Annotated in this window: 17 protein-coding genes; 7 read left to right on the forward strand and 10 right to left on the reverse strand. The window is 72.8% G+C overall.

The genetic code is table 11. The annotated features are described in order from the left end of the window. Positions 1 to 311 precede the first annotated feature (311 nt). The 3 genes from JFN87_RS13275 to JFN87_RS13285 all read left to right on the forward strand — a co-directional run bounded on the left by JFN87_RS13275 (position 312) and on the right by JFN87_RS13285 (position 3,588). Positions 312 to 968: a nucleotidyltransferase family protein gene (locus JFN87_RS13275; RefSeq protein WP_209340226.1), complete on the forward strand. Its 657-nt coding sequence runs from the start codon at positions 312 to 314 to the stop codon at positions 966 to 968. 266 nt (positions 969 to 1,234) lie between these two features. Then, the gene (gene aceB, locus JFN87_RS13280; RefSeq protein ID WP_209340227.1) at positions 1,235 to 2,869 is read left to right on the forward strand and encodes a malate synthase A; all 1,635 of its coding nucleotides are present in this window, start codon (positions 1,235 to 1,237) and stop codon (positions 2,867 to 2,869) included. Positions 2,870 to 2,961: 92 nt separating this feature from the next. Beyond that, positions 2,962 to 3,588, forward strand: coding sequence for a TIGR03086 family metal-binding protein (locus JFN87_RS13285; protein WP_245179447.1), 627 nt, complete (start codon positions 2,962 to 2,964; stop codon positions 3,586 to 3,588). A 95-nt stretch (positions 3,589 to 3,683) separates the two neighbouring features. Here JFN87_RS13285 and JFN87_RS13290 read toward each other — a convergent pair whose 3' ends face one another. Further along, complete coding sequence (locus JFN87_RS13290) at positions 3,684 to 5,147, reverse strand: sugar porter family MFS transporter (protein ID WP_209340228.1); 1,464 nt, start codon at positions 5,145 to 5,147, stop codon at positions 3,684 to 3,686. Positions 5,148 to 5,513: 366 nt separating this feature from the next. Between JFN87_RS13290 and JFN87_RS13295 the strand changes: the two genes are divergently transcribed. After that, the gene (locus tag JFN87_RS13295) at positions 5,514 to 6,359 is read left to right on the forward strand and encodes a chitosanase (protein WP_209340229.1); all 846 of its coding nucleotides are present in this window, start codon (positions 5,514 to 5,516) and stop codon (positions 6,357 to 6,359) included. A gap of 147 nt (positions 6,360 to 6,506) precedes the next feature. Here JFN87_RS13295 and JFN87_RS13300 read toward each other — a convergent pair whose 3' ends face one another. The 3 genes from JFN87_RS13300 to uraD all read right to left on the reverse strand — a co-directional run bounded on the left by JFN87_RS13300 (position 6,507) and on the right by uraD (position 9,918). After that, the gene (locus JFN87_RS13300) at positions 6,507 to 7,883 is read right to left on the reverse strand and encodes an 8-oxoguanine deaminase (protein WP_209340230.1); all 1,377 of its coding nucleotides are present in this window, start codon (positions 7,881 to 7,883) and stop codon (positions 6,507 to 6,509) included. Positions 7,884 to 8,142: 259 nt separating this feature from the next. Then, positions 8,143 to 9,045: a factor-independent urate hydroxylase gene (gene pucL / locus JFN87_RS13305; protein WP_209340231.1), complete on the reverse strand. Its 903-nt coding sequence runs from the start codon at positions 9,043 to 9,045 to the stop codon at positions 8,143 to 8,145. 3 nt (positions 9,046 to 9,048) lie between these two features. Continuing rightward, positions 9,049 to 9,918 carry a 2-oxo-4-hydroxy-4-carboxy-5-ureidoimidazoline decarboxylase gene (uraD, locus tag JFN87_RS13310; protein ID WP_209340232.1) on the reverse strand — a complete coding sequence of 290 codons (870 nt, stop codon included), beginning with the start codon at positions 9,916 to 9,918 and terminating at the stop codon, positions 9,049 to 9,051. Between the two features lie 233 nt (positions 9,919 to 10,151). Here uraD and JFN87_RS13315 point away from each other — a divergent pair, with 233 nt between their 5' ends. After that, entirely contained in the window at positions 10,152 to 10,829 is a 678-nt protein-coding gene (locus JFN87_RS13315) for a haloacid dehalogenase type II (RefSeq protein ID WP_209340233.1), read from the forward strand. Positions 10,830 to 10,906: 77 nt separating this feature from the next. Here JFN87_RS13315 and JFN87_RS13320 read toward each other — a convergent pair whose 3' ends face one another. From JFN87_RS13320 to manD, 6 genes are all read right to left on the reverse strand, one after another. Further along, the gene (locus tag JFN87_RS13320) at positions 10,907 to 11,338 is read right to left on the reverse strand and encodes a DUF2267 domain-containing protein (RefSeq protein ID WP_209340234.1); all 432 of its coding nucleotides are present in this window, start codon (positions 11,336 to 11,338) and stop codon (positions 10,907 to 10,909) included. 123 nt (positions 11,339 to 11,461) lie between these two features. Next, positions 11,462 to 11,824: a helix-turn-helix domain-containing protein gene (locus JFN87_RS13325; protein ID WP_209340261.1), complete on the reverse strand. Its 363-nt coding sequence runs from the start codon at positions 11,822 to 11,824 to the stop codon at positions 11,462 to 11,464. Between the two features lie 53 nt (positions 11,825 to 11,877). Next, positions 11,878 to 12,129, reverse strand: a complete 252-nt coding sequence (locus tag JFN87_RS13330) for a YkoF family thiamine-binding protein (RefSeq protein WP_209340235.1) — start codon at positions 12,127 to 12,129, stop codon at positions 11,878 to 11,880. Positions 12,130 to 12,229: 100 nt separating this feature from the next. Next, positions 12,230 to 12,571, reverse strand: coding sequence for a hypothetical protein (locus JFN87_RS13335; RefSeq protein ID WP_209340236.1), 342 nt, complete (start codon positions 12,569 to 12,571; stop codon positions 12,230 to 12,232). 85 nt (positions 12,572 to 12,656) lie between these two features. Next, entirely contained in the window at positions 12,657 to 14,063 is a 1,407-nt protein-coding gene (locus JFN87_RS13340) for a mannitol dehydrogenase family protein (protein WP_209340237.1), read from the reverse strand. 5 nt (positions 14,064 to 14,068) lie between these two features. After that, positions 14,069 to 15,283 (reverse strand): D-mannonate dehydratase ManD, encoded by a 1,215-nt coding sequence (manD, locus tag JFN87_RS13345; protein WP_209340238.1) that lies wholly within the window; start codon positions 15,281 to 15,283, stop codon positions 14,069 to 14,071. Positions 15,284 to 15,426: 143 nt separating this feature from the next. Between manD and JFN87_RS13350 the strand changes: the two genes are divergently transcribed. Both JFN87_RS13350 and JFN87_RS13355 read left to right on the forward strand, forming a co-directional pair. Continuing rightward, complete coding sequence (locus tag JFN87_RS13350) at positions 15,427 to 16,125, forward strand: GntR family transcriptional regulator (RefSeq protein ID WP_307865431.1); 699 nt, start codon at positions 15,427 to 15,429, stop codon at positions 16,123 to 16,125. A gap of 188 nt (positions 16,126 to 16,313) precedes the next feature. Further along, positions 16,314 to 16,706, forward strand: a complete 393-nt coding sequence (locus JFN87_RS13355; protein ID WP_209340240.1) for a VOC family protein — start codon at positions 16,314 to 16,316, stop codon at positions 16,704 to 16,706. Positions 16,707 to 16,830 lie beyond the last annotated feature (124 nt).

A 16,830-nucleotide genomic window follows, 5' to 3' on the forward strand; every position in this document is an offset into this window, starting at 1 on the left:
CGCAGCCGGGCCACGGCCGCTCGCAGCGCGGCGACGCGCGCGTCCGTGTGCGCGGCGCCGTCACCCGCCGGGCCCCCGGCGCCCTCGTCCGGCCGTCTCTCGTCCGAGGCCCGCTCGTCCGCCACCCGCATCCGCCCCACGTTCCCGAGCACCGTTCTCCCCCATCGCCGTCGCACGTCCTCGTGCCGGTCCGCACGCCGCGCGGTGGTCAATCGCGCCGGTGCGCGGGCAAGTCAACACGCGTCGACCGGTATCCGCCAGCCGGTGAAGGAAGACGGCGGGAATGGCCACTGATGGGATATGCAGAAGTCATGCAACCGATACGGAACGGCGTACAACCCGTCGCGGGCCTGCTGCTCGCCGCCGGCGGCGGGCGCAGGCTGGGCGGCAGGCCCAAGGCGCTGCTGCCCCACCGCGGCCGCCCGCTGGTCGAGCACGCCCTGCGGGTGCTGCGCGAGGCCGGCTGCGGGCCGCTGCACGTGGTGCTCGGGGCGGCGGCGGACGAGGTGCGCGAGCAGGCCGACCTGACCGGCTGCACGCCGGTGGACAACCCGCGGTGGGCGGAGGGCATGGGGACCTCGCTGCGCACGGGGCTCGCCTCGCTGGGCGCCGGGCGCGGCGCGCCGGGGACGGACGAAAGCGCGGACGGCCGCACGGACGGTCCGGGTGCGGCACTCGTGCTGCTGGTGGACCAGCCGGGCATCGGCGCCCGGGCGGTCGCACGGGTGGCCGCCGCGTACGGCGGCTCCACCGGGGTGCTCGCGTCCGCTACGTACGGGGGCGACCGCGGGCACCCCGTACTCCTCGGCGCGGGCCACTGGGACGGGGTCGCCGCGGACGCCGTCGGCGACCGCGGGGCACGCGGCTACCTGCGGGCGCACCGCGCGGAGATCACGCTCGTCGAGTGTGGCGACGTGGCGGAACCGTACGACATCGACACGCCGGAGGACCTGGCCCGTCTGGAGTGACGCGTTCCGTCCCGCAGTCCCGAACTACCCCTTTCCCGCCGGGAACTTGGGGGTACTCGGTGGCACTGGGCGCCACGATGACTCGATCCGGAGAATCTCGACGTCAACAAACCATTGAACTTCCACCATAAGGAAACTACTATCCACTGGTCAGAAGCTCTCGACGTCCGGAACGGTACGTACCGCCTCCGCGCCCGTGGTGGCACCCGGTGCCGTCGTCCGGGGTCCGCGGGCCGTCGGAGAACGCCGCCGAAGGAGTGACCCTCATGTCCGCACCAGCGCCGTCACCGCTGGAAATCGTCGCCGACACGCCCCTGCCCCGTCAGGAGCAGGTGCTCACCGAGGCGGCTCTCGCCTTCCTCGCCCGGTTGCACGCGCGGTTCACGCCCCGCCGCGACGAGCTGCTGGCACGCCGTGCCGAACGGCGTGACGAGATCGCCCGCACCTCGACGCTCGACTTCCCGGCCGAGACGGCCGCGATCCGCGCCGACGAGAGCTGGCGCGTGGCCCCCGCGCCGGCCGCCCTGGACGACCGCCGGGTGGAGATCACCGGCCCGACCGACCGCAAGATGACGATCAACGCGCTCAACTCCGGCGCGCGCGTCTGGCTCGCGGACTTCGAGGACGCGTCCGCGCCGACCTGGGAGAACGTGGTCACCGGGCAGCTCAACCTGATCGACGCCTACGAGCGGCGCATCGACTTCACCGACGAGGCGTCGGGCAAGTCGTACGCGCTGCGCGACGCGTCCGAGCTGGCGACCGTGGTGGTCAGGCCGCGCGGCTGGCACCTGGCGGAGCGCCATCTGCGCGCCGCAGACGGCCGCGAAGTGCCGGGCGCGCTCGTCGACTTCGGCCTGTACTTCTTCCACAACGCGCGCCGCCTACTGGAGCGCGGCAGCGGCCCGTACTTCTACCTGCCGAAGACGGAGTCGTACCTGGAGGCGCGGCTGTGGAACGACGTCTTCGTCCTCGCGCAGGACGAGCTGGGCATCCCGCGGGGCACGATCCGTGCCACCGTTCTGATCGAGACGATCACGGCCGCGTACGAGATGGAGGAGATCCTCTACGAGCTGCGCGACCACGCCTCGGGGCTGAACGCGGGCCGCTGGGACTACCTGTTCTCGATCGTCAAGAACTTCCGTGACGGCGGGGAGAGGTTCGTGCTGCCCGACCGCAACGCGGTCACCATGACGGCGCCGTTCATGCGCGCCTACACCGAACTCCTGGTGCGCACCTGCCACAAGCGGGGCGCGCACGCCATCGGCGGCATGGCGGCGTTCATCCCGTCACGGCGCGACCCCGAGGTCAACAAGGTGGCGCTGGAGAAGGTGAAGGCGGACAAGGACCGCGAGGCGAACGACGGCTTCGACGGCTCGTGGGTGGCGCACCCCGACCTGGTGCCGGTGTGCCGCGAGTCCTTCGACGCGGTGCTCGGCGAGCGGCCGAACCAGAAGGAGCGTCTGCGCGAGGACGTCTCGGTGGCGCCCGGCGACCTGATCGCCATCGACTCGCTGGAGGCGAAGCCCACGTACGACGGCCTGGTCAACGCCGTCCAGGTCGGCCTGCGCTATATCGAGGCGTGGCTGCGCGGCTCGGGCGCGGTCGCCATCTTCAACCTGATGGAGGACGCGGCGACGGCGGAGATCTCGCGCTCGCAGATCTGGCAGTGGATCAACGCGGGCGTTCAGGTCACCCGCGACGGGCGCACGTTCCCGGTGACGCGCGAACTCGTCCGCGAGCTCGCCGCCGGTGAACTCACCGCGATCCGCGCGGAGATCGGCGACAAGGCGTACGAGTCGGGCGAGTGGCAGCGCGCCCACGACCTGCTGCTCGAGGTCTCGCTCGACGCCGACTACGCCGACTTCCTCACGCTCCCCGCCTACGAACGCCTGCGCGGCTGAGCGCTTTCGCACGCATCCGTCCGGCCCGGCGCCCCCGAGGTGCCGGGCCGGACGTGCGATGAGTTCCGGGCGCGGGCGTCGTCACTACCGGTATGGATGACAAAGCGGAGACCACAGAGGCCGCGAAGACGGACATGATCGATCTGGGACCCGCCTGCGCGGGGATGTGGACCGTGGCAGGCGGCGTGCGGGAGGAACAGCTCGGCGGTGCCACCCCGTGCACGGAGTACGCCGTGCGGGAGCTGCTGGCGCACGTCGTCGGGCTCTGCGAAGGGCTGGCCGCCGGCGCGCGCAAGGAGAGGGGGCCCGCGACGGACAGCGCGCCCGGCTCCACCGGGCTGCCGGTGCTCGATGACGGCTGGCGCGCCGGGCTCGAGCGGGGCCTCGGCGACCTGGCCGACGCCTGGCGGTCGCCCGGCGCGTGGGACGGGTGGACGCGGGCCGGATCGGTCGACCTGCCGGGGCGGATGGCCGGGTTCGTCACGCTCAACGAGTTGCTGGTGCACGGCTGGGACCTCGCGCGCGCCACCGGGCAGCCGTACGAGCCCGACGAGGCGTCGGTGCGTGCCGCCTACGCGGTGATGGCGGCGGCGTCCTTCTCGGGCGACGGCGACCGGGGCCCGTTCGGGCCGCCCGTGGCGGTTCCTGACAGCGCGCCGCCGCTCGACCGGCTGATCGGATGGAGCGGCCGCGACCCGGGATGGCTGCCGGGCCGCTGAGCGGGCGGGCCACTGAGCGGGCGGGCCACGCGGAACGCGAGGGCGCCCCGGCCGGTGACCGGCCGGGGCGCCCCGTCGCGCGCGATACGAAGGGTTCAGCCCTTCGCGGCGCCGCCGCCGCGCGCCGCCTCGGGGCGCCGGTAGGTGTCGCCCGTCATCGACTCCAGCGTCCGCTGTTTCGTTTCCGGGATCTTGAACACCACGAAGAAGATCGACAGGAACGCGAACAGGGCGAACGCGCCGTACAGCCACGACAGGCCGACGTGCTTGGTGGCCGGCTCGAACGCGAACGTGACGATGAAGTTGAAGATCCAGTTCGATGCGGTGCCGATGGCCAGCGCCATGGCCCTCATCCGGTTCGGGAACATCTCGGCGAGCATGACCCACATCACCGGGCCCCAGGACAGCGCGAAGAACACCACGAAGGCGTTGGCGCCGACCAGCGCCAGTGGCCCGTAGGGGTGGGGCAGGCTGACGCCCTTGCCGGTGCCGTGCTGCTGGGAGAAGGCGATGGCGGTGAGCAGCAGCGAGAGGAACATGCCGATCGAGCCGATGGTCAGCAGGCGCCGCCTGCCGACGCGGTCGATGAAGAGCATCGCGACGACGGTCATCACCACGTTGATCGCGGCGGTGATGACGGAGGTCGTGAACGAGCTGGACTCGCTGAAGCCGACCGACTGCCACAGCGTCGTCGAGTAGTAGAAGATCGCGTTGATGCCGACGAGCTGCTGGAGCGCGGCCATGATGATGCCGACCCAGACGAGCGGGTGCAGGCCGAACCGGTGCCCGCGGATGTCCGCGAAGCTCGTCCTGTGCTCCTTGCGCAGGGTCTGCTTGATCTCCTGCGCCTTGGCCTGGCCGTCGGACTCGCCCGACACGCGTTCCAGCACCCCGGCCGCGTCGCCGAGCCTGCCCTTCTGCACCAGGTAGCGGGGGGACTCCGGGATGGACAGCGCGAGCACACCGTAGACGGCGGCAGGGATGACGCCCACGAGGAACATCCAGCGCCAGGCCTCGAGACCCCACCACAGGTCGCGTGAGGCGCCGCCGGCCGCGCCGGCGAGACCCTTGTTGGAGCTGAGGACGACCAGCTGGCCGATGGTGATCGCGAGCTGCTGGAGCGAACCGAGCGCGCCGCGCCCGCCGGCGGGCGCGACCTCGGAGATGTACGCGGGGGCGATCACGGAGGCGATGCCGATGCCGAGGCCGCCGATCACGCGCCAGACCAGCAGGTCGGGCACGGAGAAGGCGAGTCCCGAGCCGATCGAGGAGATGATGAACATCCCCGAGCCGAGCAGCATGACCTTGCGGCGGCCCCACATGTCGGCGAGGCGGCCCGCGTACCAGGCGCCCACCGCGCAGCCCAGCAGGGCGATGGAGACCACGAAGCCGGAGAGGAACGCGTCGAGGTGGAAGTGGCTGGTGAGCGAGTTGACGGCGCCGTTGATGACCGAGGAGTCGAATCCGAAGAGGAACCCGCCCACCGCGGCCGCGATCGAGACGCCCACGGCTTTGCCTTTTCGGCTCGACAAGTCCGCTCCTCCGACTGATTGGGCCATACGGGCATCACCTCACGTACGTCACCCCGGCGACCGTCTGCCGGGCATATCACTACGAAACGGTCCATTACATCTGGGTACATGTAAACATTCCGGTGGCCGCACGGCTTACCGGGGCCGCCGCGGGCGGCCGGGTCCGGCGCGTCGAGCCGCGTCAGGAACGCTTCCATGATCTGCCGAGCGTGCGTCTACCCCGTGACGGCGGCCGCACCGCGCGCGGACGCTGTGAGATGACCCATCGGATGCCCGTTCGGCCGAACGGTGGCGGGCCCGCGCTCGTGCGGCGCCCGCCGTTCCCGTCGTCCCGAATACCGGAATCGGCGGATCGTCACCCGTTCGCCGCGTAATCTGCCAAAGCCGTACGGCATGCCGTTTCGATCCCGGAAGGTCCCTCACGTGACCCGTGCGTTTCACCGCCTGCTCCCGCTGACGGTGGCCGTGGCCCTCACCTGCGCGGCGGCGTGCTCCGGCGCGCCGGACGCGGCGGTCAGGGGACCCGGGCTCGACGCGCCCGCCGAGAGGGACATCGCCATGCGGCTGGTGTCGAGCGCGGAGAACTCGACGCTCGATTGGAGGGCCCAGTACGGCTACATCCAGGACATCGGCGACGGGCGGGGCTACACGGCGGGGCTGATCGGCTTCTGCACCGGCTGCGGCGACCTGCTGCACGTGGTCGAGGCGTACACGCGGGCCAGGCCGTCGAACCCGCTGGCGGGCTACCTTCCCGCGCTGCGCGGGCTGGCGGCCGCCGGCAGCGCGTCGCACGAGGGGCTCGGCGAGGGCTTCGTCGGGGCGTGGAAGGAGGCGGCGTCCGACCGGCGGATGCGGGCGGCGCAGGACGCCGAGGTGAACAGCCAGTACTTCGGGCCCGCGGTGGCGCGCGCGAAGGAGGACGGACTCGGCACGCTCGGCCAGTTCTTCTACTACGACGCGCTGGTGATGCACGGCAACGGCGACGCGCCCACGAGCTTCGGCTCGATCCGCCGGCGCGCGGCCGCCCACGCGCGGACGCCGGCGCGGGGCGGTGACGAGAGGACGTACCTGGCCGCGTTCCTCGACGCCCGGGTGTGGGCGATGAAGCGGGAGCCGGACCACGGCGACACCAGCCGCGTCGACACCGAGCAGCGGGTGTTCCTCGACAAGGGCAACCTGGGTCTGCGTCCGCCGCTCGACTGGAAGGTGTACGGCGACAGTTACCACATCGGCGGGTGATAAGGCGGGCCATAGGGCCGGGAGGCCGGCGAACGCGTCGCGCGGCTCCCGGCCCGGCCCGCGGCGGACCCCGCTCGGGCCCGCCGCGCCGGCCGAGGGCCGTCCCCCTCGGCCGGAGTCCTCCTGCGCGTCCGCCTACGCGTCCGCCTACGCGTCCGCCGCGAGCCGGGCGAGGCGCTGCGCCTGCGCGCGGGCCGAGCGGGCGACGGTGTCCTCGTCCACCCGGGTCAGGTGCCCGTCCTCGACCACGGCGCGGCCGTCGACGAGGGAGAGGGTGACCGGTGCGGGCGCGCCGAGCACGAGGGCCGCCACCGGGTCGGCGATGGACGAGTGCGCGAGGGTGTCCATCCGCCACAGCACGAGGTCGGCGAGCTTGCCCGCCTCGATCGAGCCGATCTCGCTCTGCCTGCCGAGCACCCGGGCGCCGCCGTACGTGCCGAGCCTGAGCGCCTGACGTGCCGTGAGCGCGCTCTCGCGGTGCGCGCCGAGGCGGTTGATGAGAAGGGCGTTGCGCAGTTCGGTGTGGAGTTCGCCGGACTCGTTGGACGCGGTGCCGTCCACGCCGAGGCCGACGGGCACGCCGGCGGCCAGCATGTCGGGCACGCGCGCGATGCCGGCGGCGAGCCTGGCGTTGGAGGACGGGCAGTGGGCGACGCCCGTGCCCGTACGGCCGAACGCGGCGATGTCCGAGTCGTTCATGTGGACGCAGTGGGCCATCCACACGTCGGAGCCGAGCCAGCCCGTCGACTCGAAGTAGTCGGTGGGGCCCATCCCGAACAGTTCCTTGCAGAACTGCTCCTCCTCCCTGGTCTCGCTGCCGTGCGTGTGCAGCCGCACCCCCTTGCGGCGGGCCAACTCGGCCCCCCGCTTGAGAAGTTCGGTGGAGATCGAGAAGGGCGAGCAGGGCGCGACGGCGACCTGCGTCATCGCGCCGGGCGACGCGTCGTGGTAGCGGTCGACGGTCTCCTCGGTCGCGGCGAGCGCCTCGTCGAGCGTCTCGACGGCGAAGTCCGGCGGCAGCCCGCCGTCGGACGCGCCGCGGTCCATGGAGCCGCGCGCCAGGGTGAACCGCACGCCGGTCTCGGTGGCGGCCCCGATGACGGCGCCCGACAGGTCGCCGGCGCCGCGCGGATACACGTAGTGGTGGTCGGTGGCGGTGGTGACGCCACCGCGCGCCATCATCGCGAGCGAGCCCTGGGCGGCGGCGCGCACCATCGGCTCGTCGATGCGGGCCCAGGTCGGGTAGAGGGCGACCAGCCAGTCGAAGAGGTTGCTGTCCGTCGCGAGGCCGCGGGTGATCCACTGGTAGAAGTGGTGGTGGGTGTTGACGAGGCCCGGCGTGAGCAGGTGCCCGCTGCCGTCGACCCGACGTGCCACCCCGTCGAGCCCGGCCGGGGCGGGTCCTGGACCCACGGACTCGATGCGGTTGCCTGCGACGACAACGTGGCCCGAGGGGTACTCGGTGTCGTGTGCGTCGACGGTCGCGATGGCGCAGTTCTCGATGACGATGCGCGAAGCCGCCATGGCGGTTCCTCTTCCCTGTGGTGGGCCGTGCCGGCCCTGAAGCGTACGGACCCGGGGGCCGAGCGGGGTGACGACCGAGTCCGTGGTGCGCTGCCGCTCCCCCGCCCGGCGGGCGGAGGGGCGGCAGCGCTTCAGGGGTGCGCAGATGCCCCCGCTCTCCCTCGTGGCCCCCGTGGTGGGGGCGACGCCGGCGCGTGCGTCGAGGGTCGTGCAGTGGTGCTGCTTCCCCGGCCGGCGCGGGCGCGCGGCCGGGAACCGGTCAGAGGAGGGTCACGTCCAGCGGGATCAGCTGCTGCGCGCCGTCCCGCAGGATCGTCGCCTCGATCAGCCCGTACGGGCGGTCGGCGGCGAAGTAGACGGGCCCGTCGGGCGCGTCCGCCTCGTTCCCCAGGCCGAAGGGCTCCATGTCGACGAGGAAGTGGTGGTTGTTGGGGAGCGAGAAGCGGATCTCGTCGATCTCCGGGCCCTGTTCGATGACGCGCGTGCCCATGCGGAACATGGTCTGCTGGAGTGAGAGCGAGTAGGTCTCGGCGAACGCCTGGAGCATGTCGCCCTTCGCGCGTGCGTACGTGGCGTCCCAGTCGGGCGCGTCGCCCGAGCCGGTCCAGCCGTACCGCCAGCGGGCGGAGACGTCGGTGGCGAGGATGCGGTCGTGGGTCTCGGCAAGTGTCGTGTACTTGTCCTTGGCGAAGCCCCAGAACTCGGAGTCGGTCGAGTTGAGGACGGTCAGGTCCTTGAGGCCGGCGAGGACCTCGTAGCGCTCGCCGTCGTAGGCGACCTGCGCGAGCCTGGTCTCCTGTCCGGTGCGGACGAAGGAGTGGCCGGGGCCGCCGATGCGGTCCCACCCGTACTCCTCGACGCGGATGCGGGCACGGTGGATCTGCTCCTGGCTGCTGACGAAGTGCCGGGCGAGCAGCGCGGCGAACTCCTCGGCGGACGCGATGCCGTGTTCCTTGGCGAAGGCGTACACGGTGTTCTTCGTGGTGTCGGTCGGCAGCACGTTGGCGTTGGATCCGGAGTAGTGGACCTCCTCCATCTCGCCCGAGAGGGCGACCGAGACGTTGAGGTCCTTGATGTGGTGGGTGGCGCCGTCGCGGACGATCTTCACGACGCGGCACTCGGCCTTGCCGTACTGGTTCTGGCCCAGGCGTGTGGTGGGCATCTGCTAGCTCCCTCGGTAAACGGAGTAGCCGAACGGGTTGAGCAGCAGCGGCACGTGGTAGTGCTCCCCCGGCGTGACGGCGAAGGCCACCGTGACCTCGGGGAAGAACGCGCCGCTGTCCCGGAGCGCGGGGGCGTCCTGCTGTGGATCGGCTGGTGTGGTGGTGGCGAGGTGGGCCTCTGTGTCGAAGACGAGGCGCACCTGCGTGGTGTCGTCCGGCAGGGCCGGGAGGTCCTTGCACCGGCCGTCCGCGTCGGTGGCGGACCCGCCGAGCTCGGTCCACGGGTCCTTGGCGCCCGCGCGGGCGGCCAGCGCGACGGGCACGCCCGCCGCGGGGCGGCCCGCGCTGGTGTCGAGTACGTGCGTGGAGACGGAGGCGGCGGGTGCGGCCATCAGGCGGGTGAGCCGGATGCGGTTGATCCTGCCGAGTTCGGTGCGCGCGATGGCGCGCTCCTGACCGGCGGTGTGGGACAGGCGCTCGGCGAGCGCGTCCCGCATGTGCCGCGCGGTCGCGCCGGTGGCGCAGATGAGGAAGACGTGCCCGAACTTCTCCTGGTAGGCGAGGTTCAGCTCGACGAGTTCCTCTTTGAGCGCGTCGGAGGCGCCGGCCATGCCGCGCTGTTCGCGGGCGGAGACCGGGTCGCCGGGCGCCGGCCGGCCGATCGGCGGGTGGCCGGCCATGGCCTCGTCGAGTCCGCTGTCGTCGAGCGCCGCGGTGGCGGCGTCGGACGCGTCGAGCAGCGCGTCGAGTGACGCGTACGGCCGCCCGGCGAGCAGGCGTCCGCCCCAGGAGGAACCGGCGCACACCTCGCGCAGCGCGTCGAGCGCTTCGGGGGCGGACGCGGCGTTGAAACGGGCGAGAGGGGGTGTCACCGAGGCCTCCTGGCAGTACTGGACCGGCTCCGCTCAGCTAACGCCTTCCGGAAGAGCGCGTCAACAGTTTGTTGAAAAATCGGATCGGCCCGGTGGTTCGGCGATGCATGGTTTGATCCCCGGCCGCCCGGTGCATTCGTTCTCCCGTGCGTGCGTGCGTGCGTGTGTGTGTCTGCGTGTGTGTCTGCGTGCGCGTGGTGCTGTCGTCGCTCGTCGCCCGGGAAGGAGTAGCCGTGCCACTGAACCCCGAGGTGATCGTCTTCGACGTGAACGAGACCCTGAGCGACCTGACGGGCCTGGACGCGCGGATCGAGGAGACCGGCGCCCCGCCCGAGCTGCTGCACGGGTGGTTCACCGCCGTCCTGCGGGAGGGTTTCGCGCTCACGTGCGCGGGCGGCTTCGCCGAGTTCGCCGACGTCGCGGCGGAGGAGCTGCGGCTGAGGCTGCTCGACGCGTGGGATCCGGCGCGTGCGCGGGACGCGGCACGCCACATCATGGAGGGCTTCGGCTCGCTGAGCGTGCACCCGGACGTGCCTGAGGGCGTGCGCCGCCTGCACGAACACGGGTTCCGGCTGATGACGATGACGAACGGCGCGGCCTCCTCGACGCACGCGCTGCTCGCGGGCGCCGGGCTGCGCGACCGGTTCGAGGCGCTGCTCGACGTGCAGGGCCCGCGCGCCTGGAAGCCCGCCCGTGCCGCCTACCACCACGCCCTGCGCCGGGCCGGCGTGCCGGCCGGGCAGGTCATGCTGGTCGCCGTGCACCCCTGGGACATCGACGGGGCGCGCCGCGCCGGGCTCGCGGGCGCGTGGCTGCGCCGCGGCGCGAAGGACTACCCGCGCCACATGACGCCCGCCACGCACACCGCCGCCGACCTCACGGACCTCGCCGCTCAGCTCACCGCCGGCTGAAATACCGCCGTCTGAGCCCGCCGCGGCGTCGTGCGCCTTCGCCCGCCAAGCGGTCACGCGCCCCGCCGGGGCGCGTCTCACTCAGGTGAATCGCCCACGCGCGCGGCGGGCAGCAGCCGCCCGATGTCGCGGGGAAGCGCGTCGGCCACCTTCTTCATCAGGTCCGGCGACACGGCCGCGTCCAGCACCTCGAAGACGGCGCTCACATAGCGCACCGCGACGTCCTCCGAGACCCCGCCGCGCCAGGCGACGCGACCGCTGAAGGTCGGCAGGTCGAAGCGTTCCGCGGCCGCGCCGCCGCCCGGTGTGCCGGCCGACTCCGGCGGCTCGGGGCCCTCAACGAGCGCCACGAGGTCGGCGGGGAGCTGGGCGAAGAGGTGACGGGCCGTGCCGTCGGGAAGCCGTTCCGCCAGGGTGGCGAGGACGGCGCGCACCGCGCGTGTGGCCGAGCCGCGGTCCGGGAGTTCCGCGCCCGCCTGGACCTGGCCGATCAGTTCGTCGTACCGCATCCCGTGCCCCTTTCTTCCCGTCCGAGAGGACCGGGAGGGCGGACGCGCACGTCCGCCGTGCGGGTCGGGTAACCGCGGGTGCGGACCGCAAACGAAGCGGGGGCGTACGGGTACGGGTACGGGTCAGCGGGCGCGGCCCTGGCTCGGGCCTTCGCCGTCCGCCTGCTCCTTGGCCCGCTGTTCGGCCGCGTAGTTGATGTAGTTGTAGACCGTGAACCGGCTGACGCCGAGCGCGCCCGCGACCGTCTCCACGCCGTGCCGGACGGAGAACGCGCCTCGCGCCTCGAGGCCGCGCACCACCGACTGCTTCGTCTTGCGGTCCAGGTCGGCGAGCGGCATCCCGTGGGCGCGCTCCAGGGCGGCGAGGATGTGGTCGAGCGAGTCCGCGAGCTGGGGCAGGCGCACGGCCAGCACGCCCCGGCCCTCCCAGGACAGCACGACGTCGTCGTCACCCGCGGCGCCAGCCGGCAGGATCTCGCCGCCCATCGCGTCCACGAGGGGACGCACGGCGGCCACCAGCGGATGGTCGGGCGCCTCGCTCACCTGTCGTCCTCCGCGACCACGCTGACCTGCACGGAGACCCGGGTCGCACCCGCGTCGAGCGACTCGCCGAGCAGCTTCGCGACCGCCGCGAGCACCTCATCGGCGCGGCCCTCAGCCGTGTTGCCGAACGGACCGACGTCGAACGCGTCGAGCCGGGCCGCCGCGACGACCTCACGGGCGACGACCGCGTGGCGCGGCGCCTCCTCGAGGTCGAAGGGCTCCGTCGTGTACTCCACCCTCAGCCGCACTACGCCCCCACGGAATCGCTGTGACCTGTGGCTTCCCATCGTCGTGTGCTGACTCTAACGGGCTCGGGCCGTGCGCGGGGAACGCCCCCGGCACCGCGGGTCAGCCGCCTCGCGCGCAGACCGACGGCAGGAACGCCACCGTGTCCTGCCCGCCCCTTGCCTGCCGCATCGCCGGCCCGGTCGCCGCCTGCACCGTCCGCAGCTCCTCGTCGAGACTGCCGGGGTCCGCGAGGCAGCGCAGCACGGCGTCGGTGAAGGCGTCGCGCAGGAAAGGCGGCAGCGCGTCGGACGCGTCCCAGCAGTGCTCGGTCGCCGGGTCGACGAGGATCCTCGCGAGGCTTCTGCTCGTGCTGTCGCCGTACGCCGACGCCGGTACGCCGCCGTCGGCCGAGAACCCGGCGGCGTCCTCGGCGTTCCACCTGCGCTGCGTGCCGGTGTCCACCGGCGGGCGAGCGAACGAGGACGGCGAGGCGGGCGAGCGGCCGGGTGGGGATCCGCCGCGGGGCCACGGACGCCGGCCGGACCGGTCACCGGGGCAGCAGGCCGGTGACCTCCGCGACGAGGGCGTCGTCCGCCGCCAGGTCCTCGGCGCCCAGCAGGGCGAGCAGCGCCCTGACCGCGTCCGCCGGCTTCCGCGTCTGCCATGCCGCGTGCAGCCGCGCGGCGGCCGGGTCGGCGTACGGCAGGCCGTCCCTGCTCGCCGCCGCCCAGACGGCCAGCGCACGCGCGAGGTACGGCGTTCCGTGTCCGGCGGCGCGCAGTTCGCGCACGGGCGTCAGCCAGCGCTCGGGGATCTTCAGCGAGCTGTCGGTGGCGACCTGGTCGAGCCGGTGGCGCACCGCCGGGTTGGTGAACCGCTCGACCAGCGTGTCCACGTACGCGGGGACGTCGAGGCCCGGCGCGGTGGGCAGTGTGGGCGCGACCTCCGCGCACAGCGTGCGCACCGCGCTCTCGCCCCAGCCGGTGGCGAGCGCGTCGGCCACCGTCGTGCGGCCGTCGCGCAGGCCCAGGTGGGCGAGGAGCGTGTGCGCACCGTTCAGCAACCGCAGTTTCGTGAGTTGGTACGGGGTCACATCGGCGACGAACTCGGCGCCGCCGGCCTCCCAGTGGGGGCGCGCGCCGGCGAACCGGTCCTCGATCACCCACTGCGTGTACGGCTCGCAGCTGACGGCGGCGGCGTCGCGCACACCGAGGGCGCGCGCCGCGGTGGCGAGGTCGCCCTCGGTGGTGGCGGGCACGATGCGGTCGACGACGGTGGCGGGAAACGACACCGCGTCGCTCGCCAGCCACGAGAGCAACTCATCGCGTTCGGGCCAGGCCGTCGCGGCGGTGAACTCCCTTACGAGACGGGCCAGTACAGGGCCGTTGCCGGCCATGTTGTCACAGCACACCACCGTCATCGGGGCGCCGGAACCACGCAGCCGTGCCCGCAGCCCCGCCGCCAGCTGCCCGACCGGGGTGGCGTGCGCGCCTCTGTCCGGGCCGGCCGCCAGGTCGGCCACGATCAGTGGGTCGGTGAGGTCGAGACCGCCGCCCGCCGGGTCCCTGCGGTAGCCCTTCTCCGTCACCGTGGTGGTGACGACGGCGGTGGCGGGCGCGGCGAGCAGTTCGCGCAGCCGTCCGGCGTCCTCCGTGGCGTGCAGCGTCTCGGCGAGTGCGCCGGACACCCGGGTCGCGGGGCCCTCGGGGTCGCGGAAGGTGACCGAGTACAGGTTGTCCTGGGCGCGCAGCGCGTCGAGGACCGCGCGGCTGTGCTGGGCGACCCCGGCGATCCCCCAGTCCTCCTCCGCGGCCTCGGTGTAGAGGGCCTGATGGGCGCGGTGAAAGGCGCCGAGGCCCAGGTGGACGATGCGGGGCCGGCGGCCGCCGGGGCGGGCCGCGGGGAGCGATGCGTGGGGCAGGGCGTCGAGGGCCGCGTTCGACAGGCCGGTCATCGCGCTCACCAGTCGTGCACGGAGCCGTCGCGGCGGCGGCTGACCGGCAGGTACCTGGGGTCGTACGGGAAGCGCTCGGCGGCCTTCTCGTCGAACTCGACGCCGAGGCCGGGCGCGTCCGACGGGTACAGCGCGCCGTCCCGGTAGGTGTAGCCGGGCGTGAACACCTCGAAGGCGAGGGGGTCGTGCGCCATGTACTCCTGGATACCGAAGTTCGCCGCCGTGACGTCGAGGTGGACGGCGGCGGACATGCTGACGGGCGACAGGTCGGTGGCCCCGTGCGAGCCGGTGCGCACCTGGTGGAGTTCGGCGAGGTGGAAGATCCGCCGCAGGTGGGTGATGCCGCCCGCGTGGACGACGGAGGCGCGGATGTAGTCGATCAGCCGCTCGGAGATCAACTGCTCGCAGTCCCAGATGGAGTTGAAGACCTCGCCGACCGCGATCGGCGTGCGGGTGGCGGCGCGCACCTGCCGGAAGTTGTCCTGGAGTTCGGCGGGTACCGGGTCCTCCATCCAGAACATGCGGAGGTCTTCGAGGCGGTGGCCGAGCTGCCCCGCCTCGGTGGGCGTGAGCCGGTGGTGCACGTCGTGCAGGAGGTGGAAGCCGAAGCCGAACCGTTCGCGCACGGCGGTGAGGTAGCGGGGCGCGAAGTCGAGGTAGTCCTCGGTGTGCCACAGCTGCTCGTCGGGCAGGGAGGCGGCGGCGGGCTCGTAGCCCTGCCCGTCCCCGTGGCGCACCCCGTAGCTGGCGGGAGACCCCGGCACCGCGGCCTGCGCGCGGATGGCGCGGAAGCCGAGGTCCTTGAACCTGGCCACGTCGTCGAGGAGTTCGGCCGTGTCCTGGCCGCTGGCGTGGCCGTAGACCAGGGCGCCGTCCCGGGCGAGACCGCCCAGCAGGTCGTAGACGGGCATCCCCGCGACCTTGCCCTTGATGTCCCACAGCGCGGTGTCGACGGCCGCGATCGCCGTCATGGTGACGGGGCCGCGCCGCCAGTAGGCGCCCTTGTAGAGGTAGTGCCACATGTCCTCGATGCGGGCGGGGTCGCGGCCGAGCAGCAGCGGCACGAGGTGGTCGCGCAGGTATGAGGCGACCGACAGCTCCCGGCCGTTGAGCGTGGCGTCGCCCAGCCCCGTGACGCCGTCGGACGTGGTGATCCGCAGCGTGACGAAGTTGCGTCCCGCTGAGGTGACGAACACCTCGGCGGCGGTGATGGTGGCCATGGGCCGGTTCCTCTCTCTACGCGAGCCGGGCGCTGCCTGGCGTCCTCCGGTCGGCCGCTCGGCTACCATACAAGTATGGAAGCCCATCCGTCCGGCGGCTTCCGGCGGCTTCCGCGCGGCGGACGGCGGACGTGAGGGGACCCGTGGCGAGCACCAGGCAGCAGGTGTACGAGCAGCTGCGCGCACGCATCATCCGGCTCGACCTGGAGCCGGGCTCCGCGCTGTCGGAGAACGACCTCGCGGCGGAGCTCGGGGTGAGCAGGACGCCGGTGCGGGAGAGCCTGATCCTGCTCGGCGAGGAGGGGCTGGTGGACGTCTACCCCCAGCTCGGCACGTTCGTCTCCCGGATCAGGATCGGCGACGTCGCTTCGGCGCAGTTCGTGCGGGAGGCCCTGGAGCTGGCGGCCCTTCGGGACGCCGTCGGCGAGGCGGGCCCGCGCGACATCGTCGAGCTGCGCAGGCTGGTGCGCGCCCAGGAGGACGCGGCACAGGACGGTGACAGCGAGGGGTTCTTCCGGTTCGACGAGGCGTTCCACGCCCGGCTGATGGCCGTCGGCGGGCATGCGGCGGCGTGGCAGGTGGTGGCCGGGGCGAAGGCCCAACTGGACCGCGCGCGGCGGCTGTCACTGCCGCTCACGCAGCAGATGCCGCTGCTGATCGGCCAGCACGGCGCGGTCGTGGACCTGCTCGAGGCGGCGGACGGACCGGCCGCGGAGGAGTCGCTCCGCGGCCACCTGCGGCTGGTCTTCGGCGACGTGGAGCGGATCAGGGCCAGGCACCCGGAGCTCTTCACCGAGGACGGCCCCGCGCCGAGGCCGCGCAGGAAGCCGGCGGGCAGGTAGGCCCCCTGCCGGTGGGCAGGCAGGCCTCTGTCGGCGGGCGGTGGGGGCAGAGCCGCGCATTTCCGGACGGCCGCATGTCCGGACGGCCGGGTTTCCGGACGGCCGGGCGGCGCGTTGCTACGGTCCGGTGCCACGGGGCACCCGCGCGGCCGTACCGGCCACGCACCCGCGGCAGAACGGGAACCGGCATGCGCGTCAAGGAGTTCGACCACCTGGTGCTCAACGTCTCGGACGTCGAGCGTTCACTCGCCTTCTACTGCGGGCCACTCGGCCTCGAACCCGTACGGGTCGAGGAGTGGCGCAGGGGCGAGGTACCGTTCCCGTCCGCGCGGGTGACCGCCTCGACCATCATCGACCTGACGGCCGGTCCGCGCGGCGAGTCGAACGTGGACCACATCTGCCTGGTGGTGGAGCCCCTGGAGTGGCAGGAGGTCATCGACTCCGGGGAGTTCACCGTCCTCGAAGGACCGGTCACGCGGTTCGGCGCGCGCGGCAGCGCCCAGTCGGTCTACGTGCGCGACCCCGACGGCAACACGGTGGAGCTGCGCTGGTACCCGCAGGACCTGGACGCCCAGGGCTGACGCCACGGCGCACTGCGAAGGCGGGGATGAAATGTTTCAACTCCCGTTGCGCGTGCCTTGACAGTCACGAGCCAGGACGCCTACGGTCCACCTGAATCGATTCATCACATCATCGCGCATCTCG

The organism is Streptomyces montanisoli (assembly GCF_017813245.1).
GTDB classification, from domain to species: domain Bacteria; phylum Actinomycetota; class Actinomycetes; order Streptomycetales; family Streptomycetaceae; genus Streptomyces; species Streptomyces montanisoli.